We start from the raw sequence: 12,722 nt of genomic DNA, 5'->3' as shown, positions 1-12,722 counted from the left end.
ATTTGGCGGTGGTTTCCAGAGGGATGCCCTAGAAACGCGTATGGCGGGAAGCGTTGCTTCCCGCACACGTCGTGCATGGCGCCGGCACCCGAGAGTGCCGGAACCGATATTCTCTTAGACGCGGCGGCGCTTCGGCGGGCGGCAGCCGTTATGCGGGATCGGCGTCACGTCACGGATCGACGTGATGGTGAAGCCGGCAGCCTGCAGGGCGCGGAGCGCACTCTCGCGGCCCGAACCCGGACCCTTCACTTCGACCTCGAGGGTCTTCACGCCATGCTCCATCGCCTTCTTCGCGGCGACGTCGGCAGCGACCTGGGCGGCATACGGGGTCGACTTACGCGAACCCTTGAAGCCCTGCGCGCCGGACGAAGCCCAAGCAACCGTGTTGCCCTGGTCGTCGGTGATGGTGATCATGGTGTTGTTGAACGAGGCATTCACGTGGGCGATGCCCGACGTGATGTTCTTGCGCTCGCGCTTACGAACGCGACCCGCCTGTGCAGCTGCTGCAGCTTTCGCCATTTTATCGTCCGATCCTTAAGATTACTTCGTCGCCTGCTTCTTGCCGGCGATCGCAACCGCCTTGCCCTTGCGGGTGCGGGCATTGGTGTGGGTGCGCTGGCCGTGGACCGGCAGGCCCTTGCGATGGCGCAGGCCCTTGTAGCAGCCGAGATCCATCAGGCGCTTAATGTTGATGGCAACCTGACGGCGCAGATCGCCCTCGACCATGTAGTCCTGGTCGATGGTTTCACGGATCTTACCGACTTCGGCGTCAGTCAGCTGATGGACGCGGCGTTCGGCCGGAATACCGACTTTCGCGCAGATTTCCTCAGCCTTCTTCGGGCCAATACCGGTGATGTAGGTCAGTGCGATGATCACCCGCTTTTGCGTCGGGATGTTCACGCCAGCAATACGCGCCACGTCGGCTCTCCTTAATTCATACGATCAACGCCAATCCCTGGATTGACGCAAGTCGAAACGCCCGAACCCCAGGGTTCAGCCGGGTGGGTCGAGAAGGCGCGCATTATATGGCTAAATGCTTGCCCGTCAACCATCCGACCGCGTTTGCGGCGATTCTAATTTATTAACGAAATCAAATGGTTAATGCTTGATCTTCGTTAATACTTGTTCGATCTGCTTGGTGACTTCATCAAGTTCCGCCATGCCGTCCACCTGATGCAGCAAGCCCTTACCCTTGTAATAGGGGAGAATCGGGGCCGTCTGCTGGCGATAGGCGACCAGCCTGGCTTTGACCGTTTCGGCGTTGTCATCCTTGCGGCGCGTGAAGTCGGTACCGCCGCAGGAATCGCAAACGCCGGCAACCTTCGGCTTTTGGAATTTATCGTGATAACCAGCGCCGCATTTGGCGCAGGCATAGCGGCCGGAGATGCGCTCAACCAGCGCGTTCTCATCCACCGCGAGTTCAATGACGCCGTCGATCCGGGCCTTGTGCCGGCCCAGCATCTCGTCGAGGGCGACAGCTTGGGCTTCGGTGCGCGGAAAACCGTCGAGGACAAAACCGTCCTTGGCTTCCGGCTGGTCGATGCGCGTCTCGATCATGCCGATGACGATCGCGTCCGGCACCAGCTGGCCGGCTTCCATCAGCTTCTTGGCCTCGACCCCCAGCGGCGTGCCCGCCGCCACCTCGGCGCGCAGCATGTCACCGGTGGACAGCTGAACCAGGTGATGACGATCGAATAGACGCTTTGCTTGGGTCCCCTTACCCGCCCCCGGCGGGCCCAGCAATATCAGTTTCATCCCCGCCGCCCCTTCAGCTTGGACTTCTTCAACAGGCCTTCATATTGGTGCGCCAGCAGATGCGAATGGATCTGAGCGACGGTGTCCATGGTGACGGACACGACAATGAGCAGGCTGGTGCCGCCGAAATAGAACGGCATGGCGTAATTGGCGATGAGGATTTCCGGCAGGACGCAGATGACCGCGAGATAGGCGGCACCGATGACCGTGAGGCGCGTCAGCACGTAGTCGAAGTAATCGGCCGTGTTCTTGCCGGGACGGATGCCGGGCAGGAAACCGCCATGCTTCTTCAGGTTCTCGGCCGTGTCTTCCGGATTGAAGACGATCGCCGTGTAGAAGAAGGCGAAGAACACGATGAGCAGGATGTAAGAGAGGATATAGAGCGGCTTGCCGTGGCCGAAATGGACCAGGATCCACTGCATGGTGTCGCCGAAGATGCCACCAGAGCTGGCGACTTCCTGGTTGCCGGTGAAGCCGGCGATGGTCAGCGGCAGCAACAGGATCGACGAAGCGAAGATCGGCGGAATGACGCCCGAGGCGTTCAGTTTCATCGGCAGATGCGAGGATTCGCCACCGAACATGCGGTTGCCGACCTGGCGCTTTGGATACTGGACGATCAGGCGACGCTGCGCGCGCTCGAAGAAGACGATGCCGGTGATGACGACGACGGCCAGCACGGCGAAGGTGAGCACAAGGAAGCCCGAGATCGAGCCGGCCCAGAGCTGCTCGAGGAGCTGACCCAAGGACGTCGGCAGGCGCGAGACGATGCCGGCGAAAATGATCAGCGAGATACCGTTGCCGATGCCGCGGGCCGTGATCTGCTCGCCCAGCCACATCAGGAACATGGTGCCGCCGGTCAGCGTGACGATCGTGACCAGCACGAACATCATGCCGGGATTGATGACGGCACCGCCCGAGGGGCCGGCCATGTTCTGCAGGCCATTGGCCATGCCGAGCGCCTGGACCACGGCGAGGATGACCGTGCCGTAGCGGGTGTATTGGTTGATCTTCTTGCGGCCCGACTCGCCTTCCTTCTTCCACGCCTCAAGCTGGGGCGAGACGGAGGTAAGGAGCTGCATGATGATCGAGGCCGAGATGTACGGCATGATGCCCAGGGCAAACACCGTCATGCGGCTGATGGCACCGCCGGCGAACATGTCGACCATGCCGAGCACGCCGCCCGAATGCTGCTGGAAGATCGCGGCAAAAGCCGCCGAATCGATACCCGGCAGCGGGATATAGGCGCCGACACGCGCGACGATCAAGGCACCAAGCGTGAACCAGATGCGCGCCTTGAGCTCTTCGGCTTTGGCGAAGGCGCCGAAATTGATATTGGCGGCAAGTTGTTCAGCAGCGGAGGCCATACTTTACCTATCGGCGCGTCGGAACGGAGAAATCCGGGTGGTATATGGGGATCGGGCCCCCGCTTGTCATCCTGTCGGATGTCGGCGGAGGCCCGAACTTTGTTCCTTAGGCCTGGGCTTCTTCGGCCTTTGGCTTCTTCGGCGCCTTGACGGTCACCTTGCCGCCGGCCTTCTCGACCGCGGCGATCGCCGATTTGGTGGCACCGACGACCGTGATGTTGATCTTGGCCTTCAGTTCGCCCTTGCCGAGCAGGCGGACGCCGTCACGGACGCGGCCGATGAGGCCGGCGGCCTTCAGGGCCTTGCCGTTGATCGGCTTCGAGGCGTCGAGACGCTTCGATTCGATCGCGTCCTGGAGCGCACCAAGATTCACTTCCGAGAAATCGAGACGGAAGATGTTGTTGAAGCCGCGCTTCGGCAGGCGACGATAGAGCGGCATCTGGCCGCCTTCGAAGCCGTTGATGGCGACGCCGGAACGACCATGCTGGCCCTTACCACCGACGCCGGCGGTCTTGCCCTTGGTCGAACCGATACCGCGGCCGACGCGGATGCGCTTCTTGCGCGCACCCGGGTTATCGGAAAGCTGATGAAGCTTCATCGTTTCTGTTCCTTACTTCACCGGTTCGATCAGCAGCAGGTGCTGGACCTTGCGGATCATGCCGCGGATCGACGGCGTGTCTTCAACCACGCGCGAACGGTTCATCTTGTCGAGGCCGAGGGCCTTCAGCGTGTCGCGCTGGTCGAACTTGCGACCGATGCGGCTGGCGACCTGGGTGATCTTGACTTTGTCAGCCATTTTTCAGTTCCCCCGTTATTCGCGGGCTTCGGCGGCGGCGTCCTTGCGGCCAATCACGTCGCTCACCTTCTTGCCGCGGCGGGCAGCCACGGAGCGGGGCGAGGAGCAATGATTGAGCGCGTCGAACGCGGCGCGGATCATGTTGTGCGGGTTCGAGGTGCCGACCGACTTGGCGACGACGTCATTGACGCCGAGCGCTTCGAAGATCGCGCGGACCGGACCGCCGGCGATGATGCCGGTACCGGCATCGGCAGCGCGCAGCACGACGCGGCCGGCGCCGAAATGGCCCGTCACGTCATGATGCAGGGTGCGGCCTTCGCGCAGGGCGACGCGGATCATGCCGCGCTTGGCATGTTCGGTCGCCTTGCGGATGGCTTCCGGCACTTCGCGCGCCTTGCCCGACCCGTGGCCGACGCGGCCCTTGCCGTCGCCGACGACGACGATCGCGGCAAAGCCGAAGCGCTTGCCGCCCTTCACCACCTTTGCAACGCGGTTGATGCCGACAAGCTTTTCAATGAGCTCGGGCTCTGCCTCGCGGTCACGACGCTCGCGGTCGCGACGCTCGCTCTTTGCTGGTTTGGCCATGATTTTCGGTCCCTTCCTTAGAACGCCAGCCCGCCTTCGCGGGCAGCGTCGGCCAGGGCCTTGACCCGACCGTGATAGATGTAACCGCCGCGATCAAACACGACTTCCTTGATGCCCTTGGTGGCAGCGCGCTCGGCGATGAGCTTGCCGACAGCCTTGGCAGCGTCGATGTTGGCGCCGGTCTTGAGCTTGCCCTTCAGTTCCTTGTCCACCGTCGAGGCGGCGGCAAGCGTGCTGCCGTTCACGTCGTCGATGATCTGAACGTAGATATGCATGCCCGAACGGAACACCGACAAACGCGGGCGGCCGATCGCATTCTTCCGGAGCGAGGTCCGGACGCGCGCCTTGCGGCGCTCGAAAAGTTCTTTCGTTTTCGACATGTCCAGTCCTTACTTCTTCTTGCCTTCCTTGCGCAGGATGGTCTCGTCCGAATACTTGATGCCCTTGCCCTTGTAGGGCTCCGGCTTGCGGTATTCACGGATTTCCGAGGCCACCTGGCCGACCTTCTGCTTGTCGAACCCGGTGATCGAGATCGACGTCGGCTTTTCGCATTTCACCGTGATGCCTTCCGGGATCGGATAGCTCACGTCGTGGCTGTAGCCGAGATTCAGCTGCAGGTTCTTGCCCTGGACGGCGGCGCGGTAACCGGTGCCGTTGATCTCAAGATTCTTGGTGAAGCCCTTGGAGACGCCTTCGACCATGTTCTTGAGATTGGCGCGGGTTGCGCCCCAGCTCATGCGAGCCTGTTTCGTTTCGGTGATGGGTTTCACCCACACCTTGTCACCTTCCACCTTGACCTCGACATGAGACGAGATCGGGAGCTTCAGCGTGCCGAGCTTGCCCTTCACCGTGGCGAGACCGCCGGCGAGATCAATGCTGACACCTTGCGGCAGGGCGACGGGATTTTTACCAACGCGAGACATGATTTTCCATCTCCTCGCTTAGAACACCCGGCACAGCACTTCGCCACCCACGTTTTGGGTACGCGCTTCGCTGTCCGAGAGAACGCCACGGGGCGTCGAAAGGATGGAGATGCCGAGGCCATTATAGTAGCGCGGCAGATCCGAGATGCGCGAGTAGACCCGGCGACCCGGGGTCGACACGCGGGCGATCTCCTGAATCACGGGTTGACCCTCGTGATACTTGAGCTCGACCGTGATCTCGCCGCCAGGCTTCGTGCCGTCGACGCTGTAGTTGCGGATATAGCCTTCGCGCTTGAGCACATCGAGCACGTTGGCCCGAAGACGCGAAGCGGGGCTGGTCACTGCGGACATCCGGGCCTTCTGGCCGTTGCGGATGCGCGTCAGGAGATCTCCCAAGGGATCGTTCATTGCCATGATCTCTTGCTCCTTACCAGCTCGACTTGACCATGCCAGGAATCTGGCCGGTCGAAGCGAGCTCGCGCAACGCAATGCGCGAAAGCTTGAATTTGCGATAGGTCGCCCGCGGACGACCGGTCAGCTCGCAGCGATTGCGGATGCGGACCTTGGATGAATTGCGCGGCAGTTCGGCCAGCTTCAGGCGCGCCGCAAAGCGCTCTTCCATCGGCAGGTCCTCGTTGTCAGCCACGGCTTTGAGGCGCGCGCGGCGGGCAGCGTACTGCTTCGCCATCTTCTCGCGCTTCTTGTTCTTCTGAACAGAGCTAGTCTTAGCCATAATTTTTCCTCCGGCTCAGGCTTAATTGATGAAGGGCATCTGGAAGCCCTTCAGCAACGCCTTGGCCTCAGCATCGGTCTTGGCGCTTGTGACGATGATGATGTCCATGCCGCGGATGGCATCGACCTTGTCGTAGTCGATTTCCGGGAACACCAGCTGTTCCTTGAGACCGAGCGCGTAGTTGCCACGACCATCGAAGCTCTTGCCGTTGACGCCGCGGAAGTCGCGGACGCGCGGCAGCGCGATGGTGATCAAGCGATCGAGGAATTCGTACATACGCTGGCGACGGAGCGTCACCTTCGTACCGATCGACATGCCTTCGCGCAGCTTGTAGACGGCGATCGACTTGCGAGCCTTCGTCACCACCGGCTTCTGGCCGGCAATGGCGGTCAACTCTTCGACGGCCACGTTGATCTTCTTGCTGTCGGCAGCCGCTTCACCAACACCCATGTTGATGACGATCTTCTCGATCTTCGGCACTTCCATGGCGTTCTTGTAGGAGAACTCCTTCATCAAGGCCGGACGGACGACGGTGTCGTAGTGATCTTGCAAACGGGTGCGAGCCATTTCCTAGCGCTCCCTTAACGGATCTTTTCGCCCGAACCGCGCGCGAAGAGGACTTTCTCCTCGCCTTCGGTCCGGTAGCCGACACGGGTCGGCTTCTGCGTCTTGGGGTCAACATGCGAGATGTTGGAGACGTGGATGGTCGCCTCCTTCTCGATGATGCCGCCCGGGGTCTGCATGGACTGCTTCTGGTGACGCTTCACCAGGTTGACGCCACGCACCTTGACGCGGTTTTCAGCGGGGTTGACCTCGATGATCTCGCCGGTCTTGCCCTTGTCGCGACCGGTGATCACAACCACCTTGTCGCCCTTCTTGACTTTAAGCTTCGTTGCCATTTTCAGCACCTTGCCTCTCGCGCTCACAACACTTCGGGAGCGAGCGAGATGATCTTCATGAACTTCTTGCCGCGGAGCTCGCGAGTCACCGGGCCGAAGATGCGGGTGCCGATGGGCTCACCCTGCTTGTTGATGAGGACCGCGGCGTTGCGGTCGAAACGAATGGCGCTGCCATCGGCGCGGCGGATTTCCTTGGCGGTGCGCACGATGACGGCGCGATGGACATCGCCCTTCTTCACCTTGCCGCGCGGAATGGCTTCTTTGATCGACACGACGATGACGTCGCCGACCTCGGCTGTGCGGCGATGTGAGCCACCCAGCACTTTGATGCACTGCACCCTGCGCGCGCCGGAATTATCGGCAACATCCAGGTTCGTTTGCATCTGGATCATGGTTCGAGATCCTTCTCGTTACAATTACGCGATTTCAGACTTAAGCCTGGGCAGTGGCAGCATCGACCACTTCCCAATGCTTGGTCTTCGACAAGGGACGGCATTCCTGGATAAACACCACGTCGCCGACCTTGCATTTGTTGTCCGCATCGTGCGCAGCGTAACGCTTCGAACGGCGGATGAACTTCTTATAGACCGGGTGCATGACGCGACGCTCGACCAGAACGGTGACGGTCTTGTCGGTCTTGTCGCTGACCACGGTGCCTTGCAGAACGCGCTTGGGCATTCTCTCTCTCCTTACGCCTTCACCAGCGCCTTCTGGCGCAGCGAAGTTTCGATACGGGCAATGTCACGACGAACAACGCGCACGCGCGCGGTGTTCTCGAGCTGGCCCGACGCGCGCTGGAAGCGCAGGTTGAAGGCCTCTTTCTTCAGGTTGACGAGGTCAGCCTTGAGCTGGTCCTCGGTCTTCAGGGCGACGTCTTTCGCCTTCATGATCAAGTACCTCGTTCCTTATTCTTCGCCGAGACGGCTGACGAGGCGCGTCTTGATCGGCAACTTGGCGGAGGCCAGCGTAAACGCCTCTTCCGCCAGCGACTTCTGAACGCCGTCGATTTCGAACATGATGCGGCCCGGCTTCACGCGGCAGATCCAGTATTCGGGGCTGCCCTTACCGGAACCCATGCGCACTTCGGCCGGCTTGCGGCTGACCGGCACGTCCGGGAAAATGCGGATCCACACCTTGCCGACACGCTTCATGTGACGCGTGATGGCGCGGCGGGCCGCTTCGATCTGGCGCGCCGTGATACGGCCGGGTTCCATCGCCTTCATGCCATAGGCACCGAAGTCGAGCGAGAAGCCGCCCTTTGCCACGCCCTTAACACGGCCCTTGTGGGCCTTGCGGAATTTCGTTCGCTTTGGAGAAAGCATCTTCCTATTCCTTTACGCTCGCTCGGACCGGCGATCGGATCCGCCGCCCTGATGGCCTGAGCCACCGGCTGCCTGCTGCTCCAGAACGCGCTTGTCCATGGCCATCGGGTCGTGGGCCATGATCTCACCCTTGAACACCCAGACTTTGACGCCGCAGGTGCCGTAGGTCGTCTTTGCCGTACCCTCACCGAAATCGATCTCGGCGCGCAGGGTGTGCAGCGGCACACGGCCTTCGCGGTACCATTCGAGACGGGCGATTTCAGCGCCGCCCAAACGACCCGAGCAGTTGATACGGATGCCGAGGGCGCCAAGGCGCATCGCCGACTGAACGGCGCGCTTCATGGCGCGGCGGAACGCAACGCGGCGCTCCAGCTGCTGGGCGATGTTGTCGGCGATCAGCTTGGCATCGATTTCCGGCTTGCGGATTTCGACGATGTTGAGGCTGACTTCCGAACCGGTCATCTTCGAGAGGTCGCCGCGCAGCTTCTCGATGTCGGCGCCCTTCTTGCCGATCACGACACCCGGACGCGCCGTGTGGATCGTGACGCGGGCCTTCTTGGCCGGACGCTCGATGACGACGCGGGCGACGCCGGCCTGGTTCAGGCGGTCGGTCAGGTACTTCTTGAGGCGCAGATCCTCATGAAGGAGCTGGGCATAGTCCTTATCGGCGAACCAGCGCGAGTCCCAGGTGCGGTTGATACCGACGCGCAGCCCGATCGGATTGACTTTCTGACCCATTACTTTGCCTCCTCGGCGACTTCGGCGCGCTCACGCACGACCACGGTCAGGTTGCTCCAGAGCTTCACCACCTTCACGCCACGGCCGCGGGCGCGGGCGTGGAAACGCTTCAGACGGAAGCTATTGCCGACATAGGCTTCGGCCACGAACAGCCGGTCGACGTCGAGCGAGTGGTTGTTCTCGGCATTGGCGATCGCCGCCTGCAGCACCTTCTTGACGTCCTGGGCCGCACGCTTCTTGGAGAAGGTGAGGGCCGCCAGGGCCGGCTGGGCGCCGAGACCGCGGATCATTTGTGCAACAAGGTTAAGCTTGCGCGGCGTGGTCTGCACGACCGAGGCAACGGCCTTCGCCTCGGTATCCTTCAGCGCGCGTGCTTTCTTCTGTTTGCTCATCTTTAGGCCCTCTTAGCCTTCTTGTCGGCGGCATGGCCGTGGAAGGTCCGGGTCGGCGAGAACTCACCGAGCTTGTGGCCGATCATGTTCTCGTTGACGAGGACCGGCAGGAACTTCTGGCCATTGTAGACGCCAAAGGTGAGGCCGACGAATTGCGGCAAGATGGTCGAACGGCGCGACCAGGTCTTGATCACCTCGTTGCGGCCCGAGGCGCGGCTGGTCTCTGCCTTCTTCAGCAGATAGCCGTCGATGAACGGGCCTTTCCAAACGGAGCGAGTCATATTCTGTCGCCCTCCTTACTTCTTAGCTGCGTGACGGCGGCGCAGGATCTGGCCATCCGTCTTCTTGTTATGACGGGTCTTCTTGCCCTTGGTCGGCTTGCCCCAGGGGGTGACCCAGGCGCGACCACCGTTGGTACGACCACCGTGCGGGTGATCGACCGGGTTCATCACGATACCGCGCGTGGTCGGGCGGTAGCCGAGATGACGGGCGCGACCGGCCTTGCCGATCGAGGTGTTCTGCTGATCCGGGTTGGAGACCGCACCGATGGTCGCCATGCACTCCGACTTCACCATGCGGACTTCGCCCGAGGGCATGCGCAGCAGCGCATTGCCCTGGTCGCGGCCAACCAGCTGCAGGAAGGTGCCGGCGGAACGGGCCATCTGGCCACCCTTGCCGGGCTTCAGCTCGACATTGTGGATGATGGTGCCGACCGGGATCGACCGCAGCGGCATCGCATTGCCGGGCTTCACGTCGACGCGCTCGCCGGAGACGACCTGGTCGCCGGCCTTCAAGCGCTGCGGCGCCAGGATGTAGGCCAGTTCGCCGTCCTGATACTTGATGAGGGCGATGAACGCCGTGCGGTTCGGATCGTATTCCAAACGCTCGACCGTCGCAGCGACGTCGAACTTGTTGCGCTTGAAGTCGACGATACGGTAACGGCGCTTGTGACCGCCGCCCGTACGGAAGGCCGTGATACGGCCATAGTTGTTGCGACCACCCGACTTCTTGAGACCCTCGGTGAGAGCCTTAACCGGCTCACCCTTATGGAGCTCCTTACGGTCGACCAGCACCAGCTGGCGGCGACCGGCGGAGGTCGGCTTGAATGTCTTCAAGGCCATGGCTTAGATCCCCGTCGTCACGTCGATCTTGTGGCCCTCGGCGAGGGTCACGATCGCTTTCTTGAAATCCGGGCGCTTGCCGGCACGGCCGCGCCACAGCTTGGACTTGCCTTCGACACGGATGGTGTTGACGGCGTCCACTTTCACCTTGAACACGCCCTCGACCGCAGCCTTGATTTCCGGCTTGCTGGCATCGAGCGGCACCTTGAAGGTGACTTGGTTGTGCTCCGACCCCATGGTCGACTTTTCGGTCACATGGGGGCGACGGATGATCTCCAGCATCGCTGCTTCAGAGAGCTTCACCTTGGGCGTAACCATCTTACGTGCGCGGCTCATTTCAGGCGCTCCACCAGATGTTGCACAGCGTCCTTGGTGAGAACCAAGGTGTCGCGGCGCAGGATGTCATACACATTGGCGCCCTGCTGCGGCAGCACGTCGACATGCGGGATGTTGCGGGCGGCGCGGGCAAAACCCTCGGTGACCGCCGGGCCTTCGATGAGAAGAACCGACTTCCAGCCGAGCGCGTTGAACTTCTCGACCACGTCCTTGGTCTTGGCGTCGGCGCCGACGCTGTCGAGGACGATCAGCTTGCCTTCCTTGGCCTTGGCTGAGAGAGCCGTCTTCAGGCCGAGGGCGCGAACCTTCTTCGGCAGATCGTGGGCATGGCTGCGCACGACGGGGCCGAAAATGGTCGCACCGCCACGGAACTGCGGCGAGCGCAGCGAACCCTGGCGGGCGCGGCCGGTGCCCTTCTGGGCATACGGCTTCTTGGTGGTGCCGGAAACGTCGCCGATTTCCTTGGTCTTGTGGTTACCGGAGCGGCGCTTGGCCAGCTGCCAGTTGACCACACGGGCCAGGATGTCCTTGCGAACCGGACGGCCGAAGATGTCGTTGAACGTGGTGTCGTCCAACTCGATCTCGCCCTGCGGCTTGTTATTGATGTCGATGACCTTGAGCTTCATGATTTCCTCACTCCGCCGCTTCGGCCTTGCCCTTAAGGGCGGCCGGGAACGGCGCGTCCTTCGGCAAAGGACGCTTCACGGCGTCTTTAATGAGGACGTAGGAGCCCTCGTGGCCCGGAACGTTGCCCTTCACCATGACGATGCCGAGCGCGGGATCGGTGCCGACGACCTTGAGGTTCTGCGTGGTGACACGCTCGTCGCCCATGTGGCCGGCCATCTTCTTGCCTTTGAAGGTACGGCCCGGATCCTGACGCTGACCGGTCGAACCAAGGCTGCGGTGCGAGACCGAGACGCCGTGGGTCGCGCGCAGACCGCCGAAGTTCCAGCGCTTCATACCGCCGGCAAAACCCTTGCCGATGGTGGTGCCGGTCACATCGACGAACTGGCCGGTGACGAAATGATCAGCCGACAGTTCGGCGCCCACTTCGAGGAGCGCATCCTTGTCGACGCGGAATTCCGCGATCTTCTTGGTCGGCTCGACCTTCGCCTTGGCGAAATGGCCCCGCTGGGCCTTCGAGACGTTCTTAACCTTCGCCTTGTCGAGACCGAGCTGAACGGCGTTGTAGCCGTTCGATTCTTCGGTCCGGACCGCGATGACTTGACAACCAGCGACCTTCAACAAGGTCACGGGCACGTGCGCGCCATCTTCGGCGAAGACGCGGGTCATGCCCAGCTTCTGGGCAATGAGGCCGGTTCGCATAGGTGCCCCTCCTCTTAATTCTTCAACTTGATCTCGACGTCCACGCCGGCGGCGAGGTCGAGCTTCATCAGCGCGTCCACCGTCTGCGGGGTCGGATCGACGATATCGAGCAGCCGCTTATGGGTGCGGATCTCGAACTGTTCGCGGCTCTTCTTGTCGACGTGCGGCGAACGGTTGACGGTGAAACGCTCGATGCGGGTCGGCAGCGGAATCGGGCCGCGAACCTGAGCACCGGTACGCTTCGCCGTGGAGACGATCTCGTTGGTCGACTGGTCGAGCACACGATGATCGAACGCCTTGAGGCGGATGCGGATATTTTGGCTTTCCATTTCCTGGATCCTTTGGGCCTGACGGCCTTACTCGACGATCTTGGCGACGACGCCGGCGCCGACGGTGCGGCCGCCTTCGCGGATCGCGAAGCGCAGGCCTTCA

Annotated in this window: 26 protein-coding genes; all 26 read right to left on the bottom strand. The window is 61.9% G+C overall.

Annotated elements, in window-relative coordinates:
• Nucleotides 1-114: 114 nt before the first annotated feature.
• Nucleotides 115-519, bottom strand: a complete 405-nt coding sequence (gene rpsK / locus SMD31_RS21020) for a 30S ribosomal protein S11 (RefSeq protein ID WP_320502906.1) — start codon at nt 517-519, stop codon at nt 115-117.
• 21 nt (nt 520-540) lie between these two features.
• Nucleotides 541-918, bottom strand: coding sequence for a 30S ribosomal protein S13 (gene rpsM / locus SMD31_RS21015; RefSeq protein WP_320502905.1), 378 nt, complete (start codon nt 916-918; stop codon nt 541-543).
• Between the two features lie 180 nt (nt 919-1,098).
• The gene (locus tag SMD31_RS21010) at nt 1,099-1,755 is read right to left on the bottom strand and encodes an adenylate kinase (protein ID WP_320502904.1); all 657 of its coding nucleotides are present in this window, start codon (nt 1,753-1,755) and stop codon (nt 1,099-1,101) included.
• The gene (gene secY, locus SMD31_RS21005) at nt 1,752-3,119 is read right to left on the bottom strand and encodes a preprotein translocase subunit SecY (RefSeq protein WP_320502903.1); all 1,368 of its coding nucleotides are present in this window, start codon (nt 3,117-3,119) and stop codon (nt 1,752-1,754) included. Before secY ends, SMD31_RS21010 begins: the two co-directional genes overlap by 4 nt.
• 106 nt (nt 3,120-3,225) lie before the next feature.
• Nucleotides 3,226-3,717: a 50S ribosomal protein L15 gene (gene rplO, locus SMD31_RS21000; protein WP_320502902.1), complete on the bottom strand. Its 492-nt coding sequence runs from the start codon at nt 3,715-3,717 to the stop codon at nt 3,226-3,228.
• A gap of 12 nt (nt 3,718-3,729) precedes the next feature.
• A complete protein-coding gene (rpmD, locus tag SMD31_RS20995; protein ID WP_320502901.1) occupies nt 3,730-3,915 on the bottom strand; it encodes a 50S ribosomal protein L30 in 186 nt (61 codons plus the stop codon).
• A gap of 15 nt (nt 3,916-3,930) precedes the next feature.
• Nucleotides 3,931-4,500, bottom strand: a complete 570-nt coding sequence (gene rpsE / locus SMD31_RS20990) for a 30S ribosomal protein S5 (protein ID WP_320502900.1) — start codon at nt 4,498-4,500, stop codon at nt 3,931-3,933.
• A gap of 17 nt (nt 4,501-4,517) precedes the next feature.
• Complete coding sequence (gene rplR, locus SMD31_RS20985) at nt 4,518-4,880, bottom strand: 50S ribosomal protein L18 (RefSeq protein ID WP_320502899.1); 363 nt, start codon at nt 4,878-4,880, stop codon at nt 4,518-4,520.
• Nucleotides 4,881-4,889: 9 nt separating this feature from the next.
• On the bottom strand, nt 4,890-5,423 hold the full coding sequence (gene rplF, locus SMD31_RS20980; RefSeq protein WP_320502898.1) for a 50S ribosomal protein L6: 534 nt from the start codon (nt 5,421-5,423) through the stop codon (nt 4,890-4,892).
• An 18-nt stretch (nt 5,424-5,441) separates the two neighbouring features.
• Nucleotides 5,442-5,837 carry a 30S ribosomal protein S8 gene (gene rpsH, locus SMD31_RS20975; protein ID WP_320502897.1) on the bottom strand — a complete coding sequence of 132 codons (396 nt, stop codon included), beginning with the start codon at nt 5,835-5,837 and terminating at the stop codon, nt 5,442-5,444.
• Nucleotides 5,838-5,850: 13 nt separating this feature from the next.
• A complete protein-coding gene (rpsN, locus tag SMD31_RS20970) occupies nt 5,851-6,156 on the bottom strand; it encodes a 30S ribosomal protein S14 (protein WP_320502896.1) in 306 nt (101 codons plus the stop codon).
• Nucleotides 6,157-6,177: 21 nt separating this feature from the next.
• Entirely contained in the window at nt 6,178-6,723 is a 546-nt protein-coding gene (rplE, locus tag SMD31_RS20965) for a 50S ribosomal protein L5 (RefSeq protein WP_320502895.1), read from the bottom strand.
• A gap of 14 nt (nt 6,724-6,737) precedes the next feature.
• On the bottom strand, nt 6,738-7,055 hold the full coding sequence (rplX, locus tag SMD31_RS20960; RefSeq protein WP_320502894.1) for a 50S ribosomal protein L24: 318 nt from the start codon (nt 7,053-7,055) through the stop codon (nt 6,738-6,740).
• 23 nt (nt 7,056-7,078) lie between these two features.
• Nucleotides 7,079-7,447 (bottom strand): 50S ribosomal protein L14, encoded by a 369-nt coding sequence (rplN, locus tag SMD31_RS20955; protein ID WP_320502893.1) that lies wholly within the window; start codon nt 7,445-7,447, stop codon nt 7,079-7,081.
• Between the two features lie 40 nt (nt 7,448-7,487).
• Entirely contained in the window at nt 7,488-7,733 is a 246-nt protein-coding gene (gene rpsQ, locus SMD31_RS20950; RefSeq protein WP_320502892.1) for a 30S ribosomal protein S17, read from the bottom strand.
• Nucleotides 7,734-7,744: 11 nt separating this feature from the next.
• The gene (gene rpmC, locus SMD31_RS20945; protein ID WP_407652154.1) at nt 7,745-7,942 is read right to left on the bottom strand and encodes a 50S ribosomal protein L29; all 198 of its coding nucleotides are present in this window, start codon (nt 7,940-7,942) and stop codon (nt 7,745-7,747) included.
• Nucleotides 7,943-7,960: 18 nt separating this feature from the next.
• Nucleotides 7,961-8,377, bottom strand: coding sequence for a 50S ribosomal protein L16 (gene rplP / locus SMD31_RS20940; protein ID WP_320502891.1), 417 nt, complete (start codon nt 8,375-8,377; stop codon nt 7,961-7,963).
• Between the two features lie 12 nt (nt 8,378-8,389).
• A complete protein-coding gene (gene rpsC / locus SMD31_RS20935; RefSeq protein ID WP_320502890.1) occupies nt 8,390-9,115 on the bottom strand; it encodes a 30S ribosomal protein S3 in 726 nt (241 codons plus the stop codon).
• A complete protein-coding gene (gene rplV / locus SMD31_RS20930; protein ID WP_320502889.1) occupies nt 9,115-9,507 on the bottom strand; it encodes a 50S ribosomal protein L22 in 393 nt (130 codons plus the stop codon). The genes rpsC and rplV overlap by 1 nt, the downstream gene beginning before the upstream one ends.
• A gap of 2 nt (nt 9,508-9,509) precedes the next feature.
• Nucleotides 9,510-9,788: a 30S ribosomal protein S19 gene (gene rpsS, locus SMD31_RS20925; RefSeq protein WP_320502888.1), complete on the bottom strand. Its 279-nt coding sequence runs from the start codon at nt 9,786-9,788 to the stop codon at nt 9,510-9,512.
• 15 nt (nt 9,789-9,803) lie between these two features.
• Nucleotides 9,804-10,628 (bottom strand): 50S ribosomal protein L2, encoded by an 825-nt coding sequence (gene rplB / locus SMD31_RS20920; RefSeq protein WP_320502887.1) that lies wholly within the window; start codon nt 10,626-10,628, stop codon nt 9,804-9,806.
• Nucleotides 10,629-10,631: 3 nt separating this feature from the next.
• A complete protein-coding gene (locus SMD31_RS20915) occupies nt 10,632-10,946 on the bottom strand; it encodes a 50S ribosomal protein L23 (protein WP_320502986.1) in 315 nt (104 codons plus the stop codon).
• Nucleotides 10,947-10,960: 14 nt separating this feature from the next.
• Nucleotides 10,961-11,590, bottom strand: a complete 630-nt coding sequence (gene rplD / locus SMD31_RS20910) for a 50S ribosomal protein L4 (protein WP_320502886.1) — start codon at nt 11,588-11,590, stop codon at nt 10,961-10,963.
• A 7-nt stretch (nt 11,591-11,597) separates the two neighbouring features.
• A complete protein-coding gene (gene rplC / locus SMD31_RS20905) occupies nt 11,598-12,290 on the bottom strand; it encodes a 50S ribosomal protein L3 (protein WP_320502885.1) in 693 nt (230 codons plus the stop codon).
• A gap of 14 nt (nt 12,291-12,304) precedes the next feature.
• The gene (rpsJ, locus tag SMD31_RS20900; RefSeq protein WP_298681953.1) at nt 12,305-12,619 is read right to left on the bottom strand and encodes a 30S ribosomal protein S10; all 315 of its coding nucleotides are present in this window, start codon (nt 12,617-12,619) and stop codon (nt 12,305-12,307) included.
• Nucleotides 12,620-12,646: 27 nt separating this feature from the next.
• Nucleotides 12,647-12,722 (bottom strand): EF-Tu C-terminal domain-related protein (locus tag SMD31_RS20895; RefSeq protein WP_211104280.1); only part of this gene is annotated, 76 nt, incomplete at its 5' end.

This window comes from Dongia rigui (assembly GCF_034044635.1).
In the GTDB taxonomy this organism is placed as follows: domain Bacteria; phylum Pseudomonadota; class Alphaproteobacteria; order Dongiales; family Dongiaceae; genus Dongia; species Dongia rigui.
Note: the sequence above shows the minus strand (reverse complement) of the source record. Positions and strands in the feature narration are given on the sequence as shown.

Coding starts and splice junctions, on each gene's coding strand:
- rpmD (WP_320502901.1), bottom strand. CDS start 3,915: ATGGCTGACAAAGTCAAGATCACCCAGGTCGCCAGCCGCATCGGTCGC.
- rplV (WP_320502889.1), bottom strand. CDS start 9,507: ATGAGCAAACAGAAGAAAGCACGCGCGCTGAAGGATACCGAGGCGAAG.
- rplR (WP_320502899.1), bottom strand. CDS start 4,880: ATGTCGAAAACGAAAGAACTTTTCGAGCGCCGCAAGGCGCGCGTCCGG.
- rplF (WP_320502898.1), bottom strand. CDS start 5,423: ATGTCTCGCGTTGGTAAAAATCCCGTCGCCCTGCCGCAAGGTGTCAGC.
- rplN (WP_320502893.1), bottom strand. CDS start 7,447: ATGATCCAGATGCAAACGAACCTGGATGTTGCCGATAATTCCGGCGCG.
- SMD31_RS21010 (WP_320502904.1), bottom strand. CDS start 1,755: ATGAAACTGATATTGCTGGGCCCGCCGGGGGCGGGTAAGGGGACCCAA.
- rpsQ (WP_320502892.1), bottom strand. CDS start 7,733: ATGCCCAAGCGCGTTCTGCAAGGCACCGTGGTCAGCGACAAGACCGAC.
- rplE (WP_320502895.1), bottom strand. CDS start 6,723: ATGGCTCGCACCCGTTTGCAAGATCACTACGACACCGTCGTCCGTCCG.
- rpsH (WP_320502897.1), bottom strand. CDS start 5,837: ATGGCAATGAACGATCCCTTGGGAGATCTCCTGACGCGCATCCGCAAC.
- rplD (WP_320502886.1), bottom strand. CDS start 11,590: ATGAAGCTCAAGGTCATCGACATCAATAACAAGCCGCAGGGCGAGATC.
- SMD31_RS20915 (WP_320502986.1), bottom strand. CDS start 10,946: ATGGTTACGCCCAAGGTGAAGCTCTCTGAAGCAGCGATGCTGGAGATC.
- rplC (WP_320502885.1), bottom strand. CDS start 12,290: ATGCGAACCGGCCTCATTGCCCAGAAGCTGGGCATGACCCGCGTCTTC.
- rpsN (WP_320502896.1), bottom strand. CDS start 6,156: ATGGCTAAGACTAGCTCTGTTCAGAAGAACAAGAAGCGCGAGAAGATG.
- rpsK (WP_320502906.1), bottom strand. CDS start 519: ATGGCGAAAGCTGCAGCAGCTGCACAGGCGGGTCGCGTTCGTAAGCGC.
- rpsE (WP_320502900.1), bottom strand. CDS start 4,500: ATGGCCAAACCAGCAAAGAGCGAGCGTCGCGACCGCGAGCGTCGTGAC.
- secY (WP_320502903.1), bottom strand. CDS start 3,119: ATGGCCTCCGCTGCTGAACAACTTGCCGCCAATATCAATTTCGGCGCC.
- rplB (WP_320502887.1), bottom strand. CDS start 10,628: ATGGCCTTGAAGACATTCAAGCCGACCTCCGCCGGTCGCCGCCAGCTG.
- rplO (WP_320502902.1), bottom strand. CDS start 3,717: ATGAAGCTTCATCAGCTTTCCGATAACCCGGGTGCGCGCAAGAAGCGC.
- rplP (WP_320502891.1), bottom strand. CDS start 8,377: ATGCTTTCTCCAAAGCGAACGAAATTCCGCAAGGCCCACAAGGGCCGT.
- rpsC (WP_320502890.1), bottom strand. CDS start 9,115: ATGGGTCAGAAAGTCAATCCGATCGGGCTGCGCGTCGGTATCAACCGC.
- rpsS (WP_320502888.1), bottom strand. CDS start 9,788: ATGACTCGCTCCGTTTGGAAAGGCCCGTTCATCGACGGCTATCTGCTG.
- rpsJ (WP_298681953.1), bottom strand. CDS start 12,619: ATGGAAAGCCAAAATATCCGCATCCGCCTCAAGGCGTTCGATCATCGT.
- rpmC (WP_407652154.1), bottom strand. CDS start 7,942: ATGAAGGCGAAAGACGTCGCCCTGAAGACCGAGGACCAGCTCAAGGCT.
- rplX (WP_320502894.1), bottom strand. CDS start 7,055: ATGGCAACGAAGCTTAAAGTCAAGAAGGGCGACAAGGTGGTTGTGATC.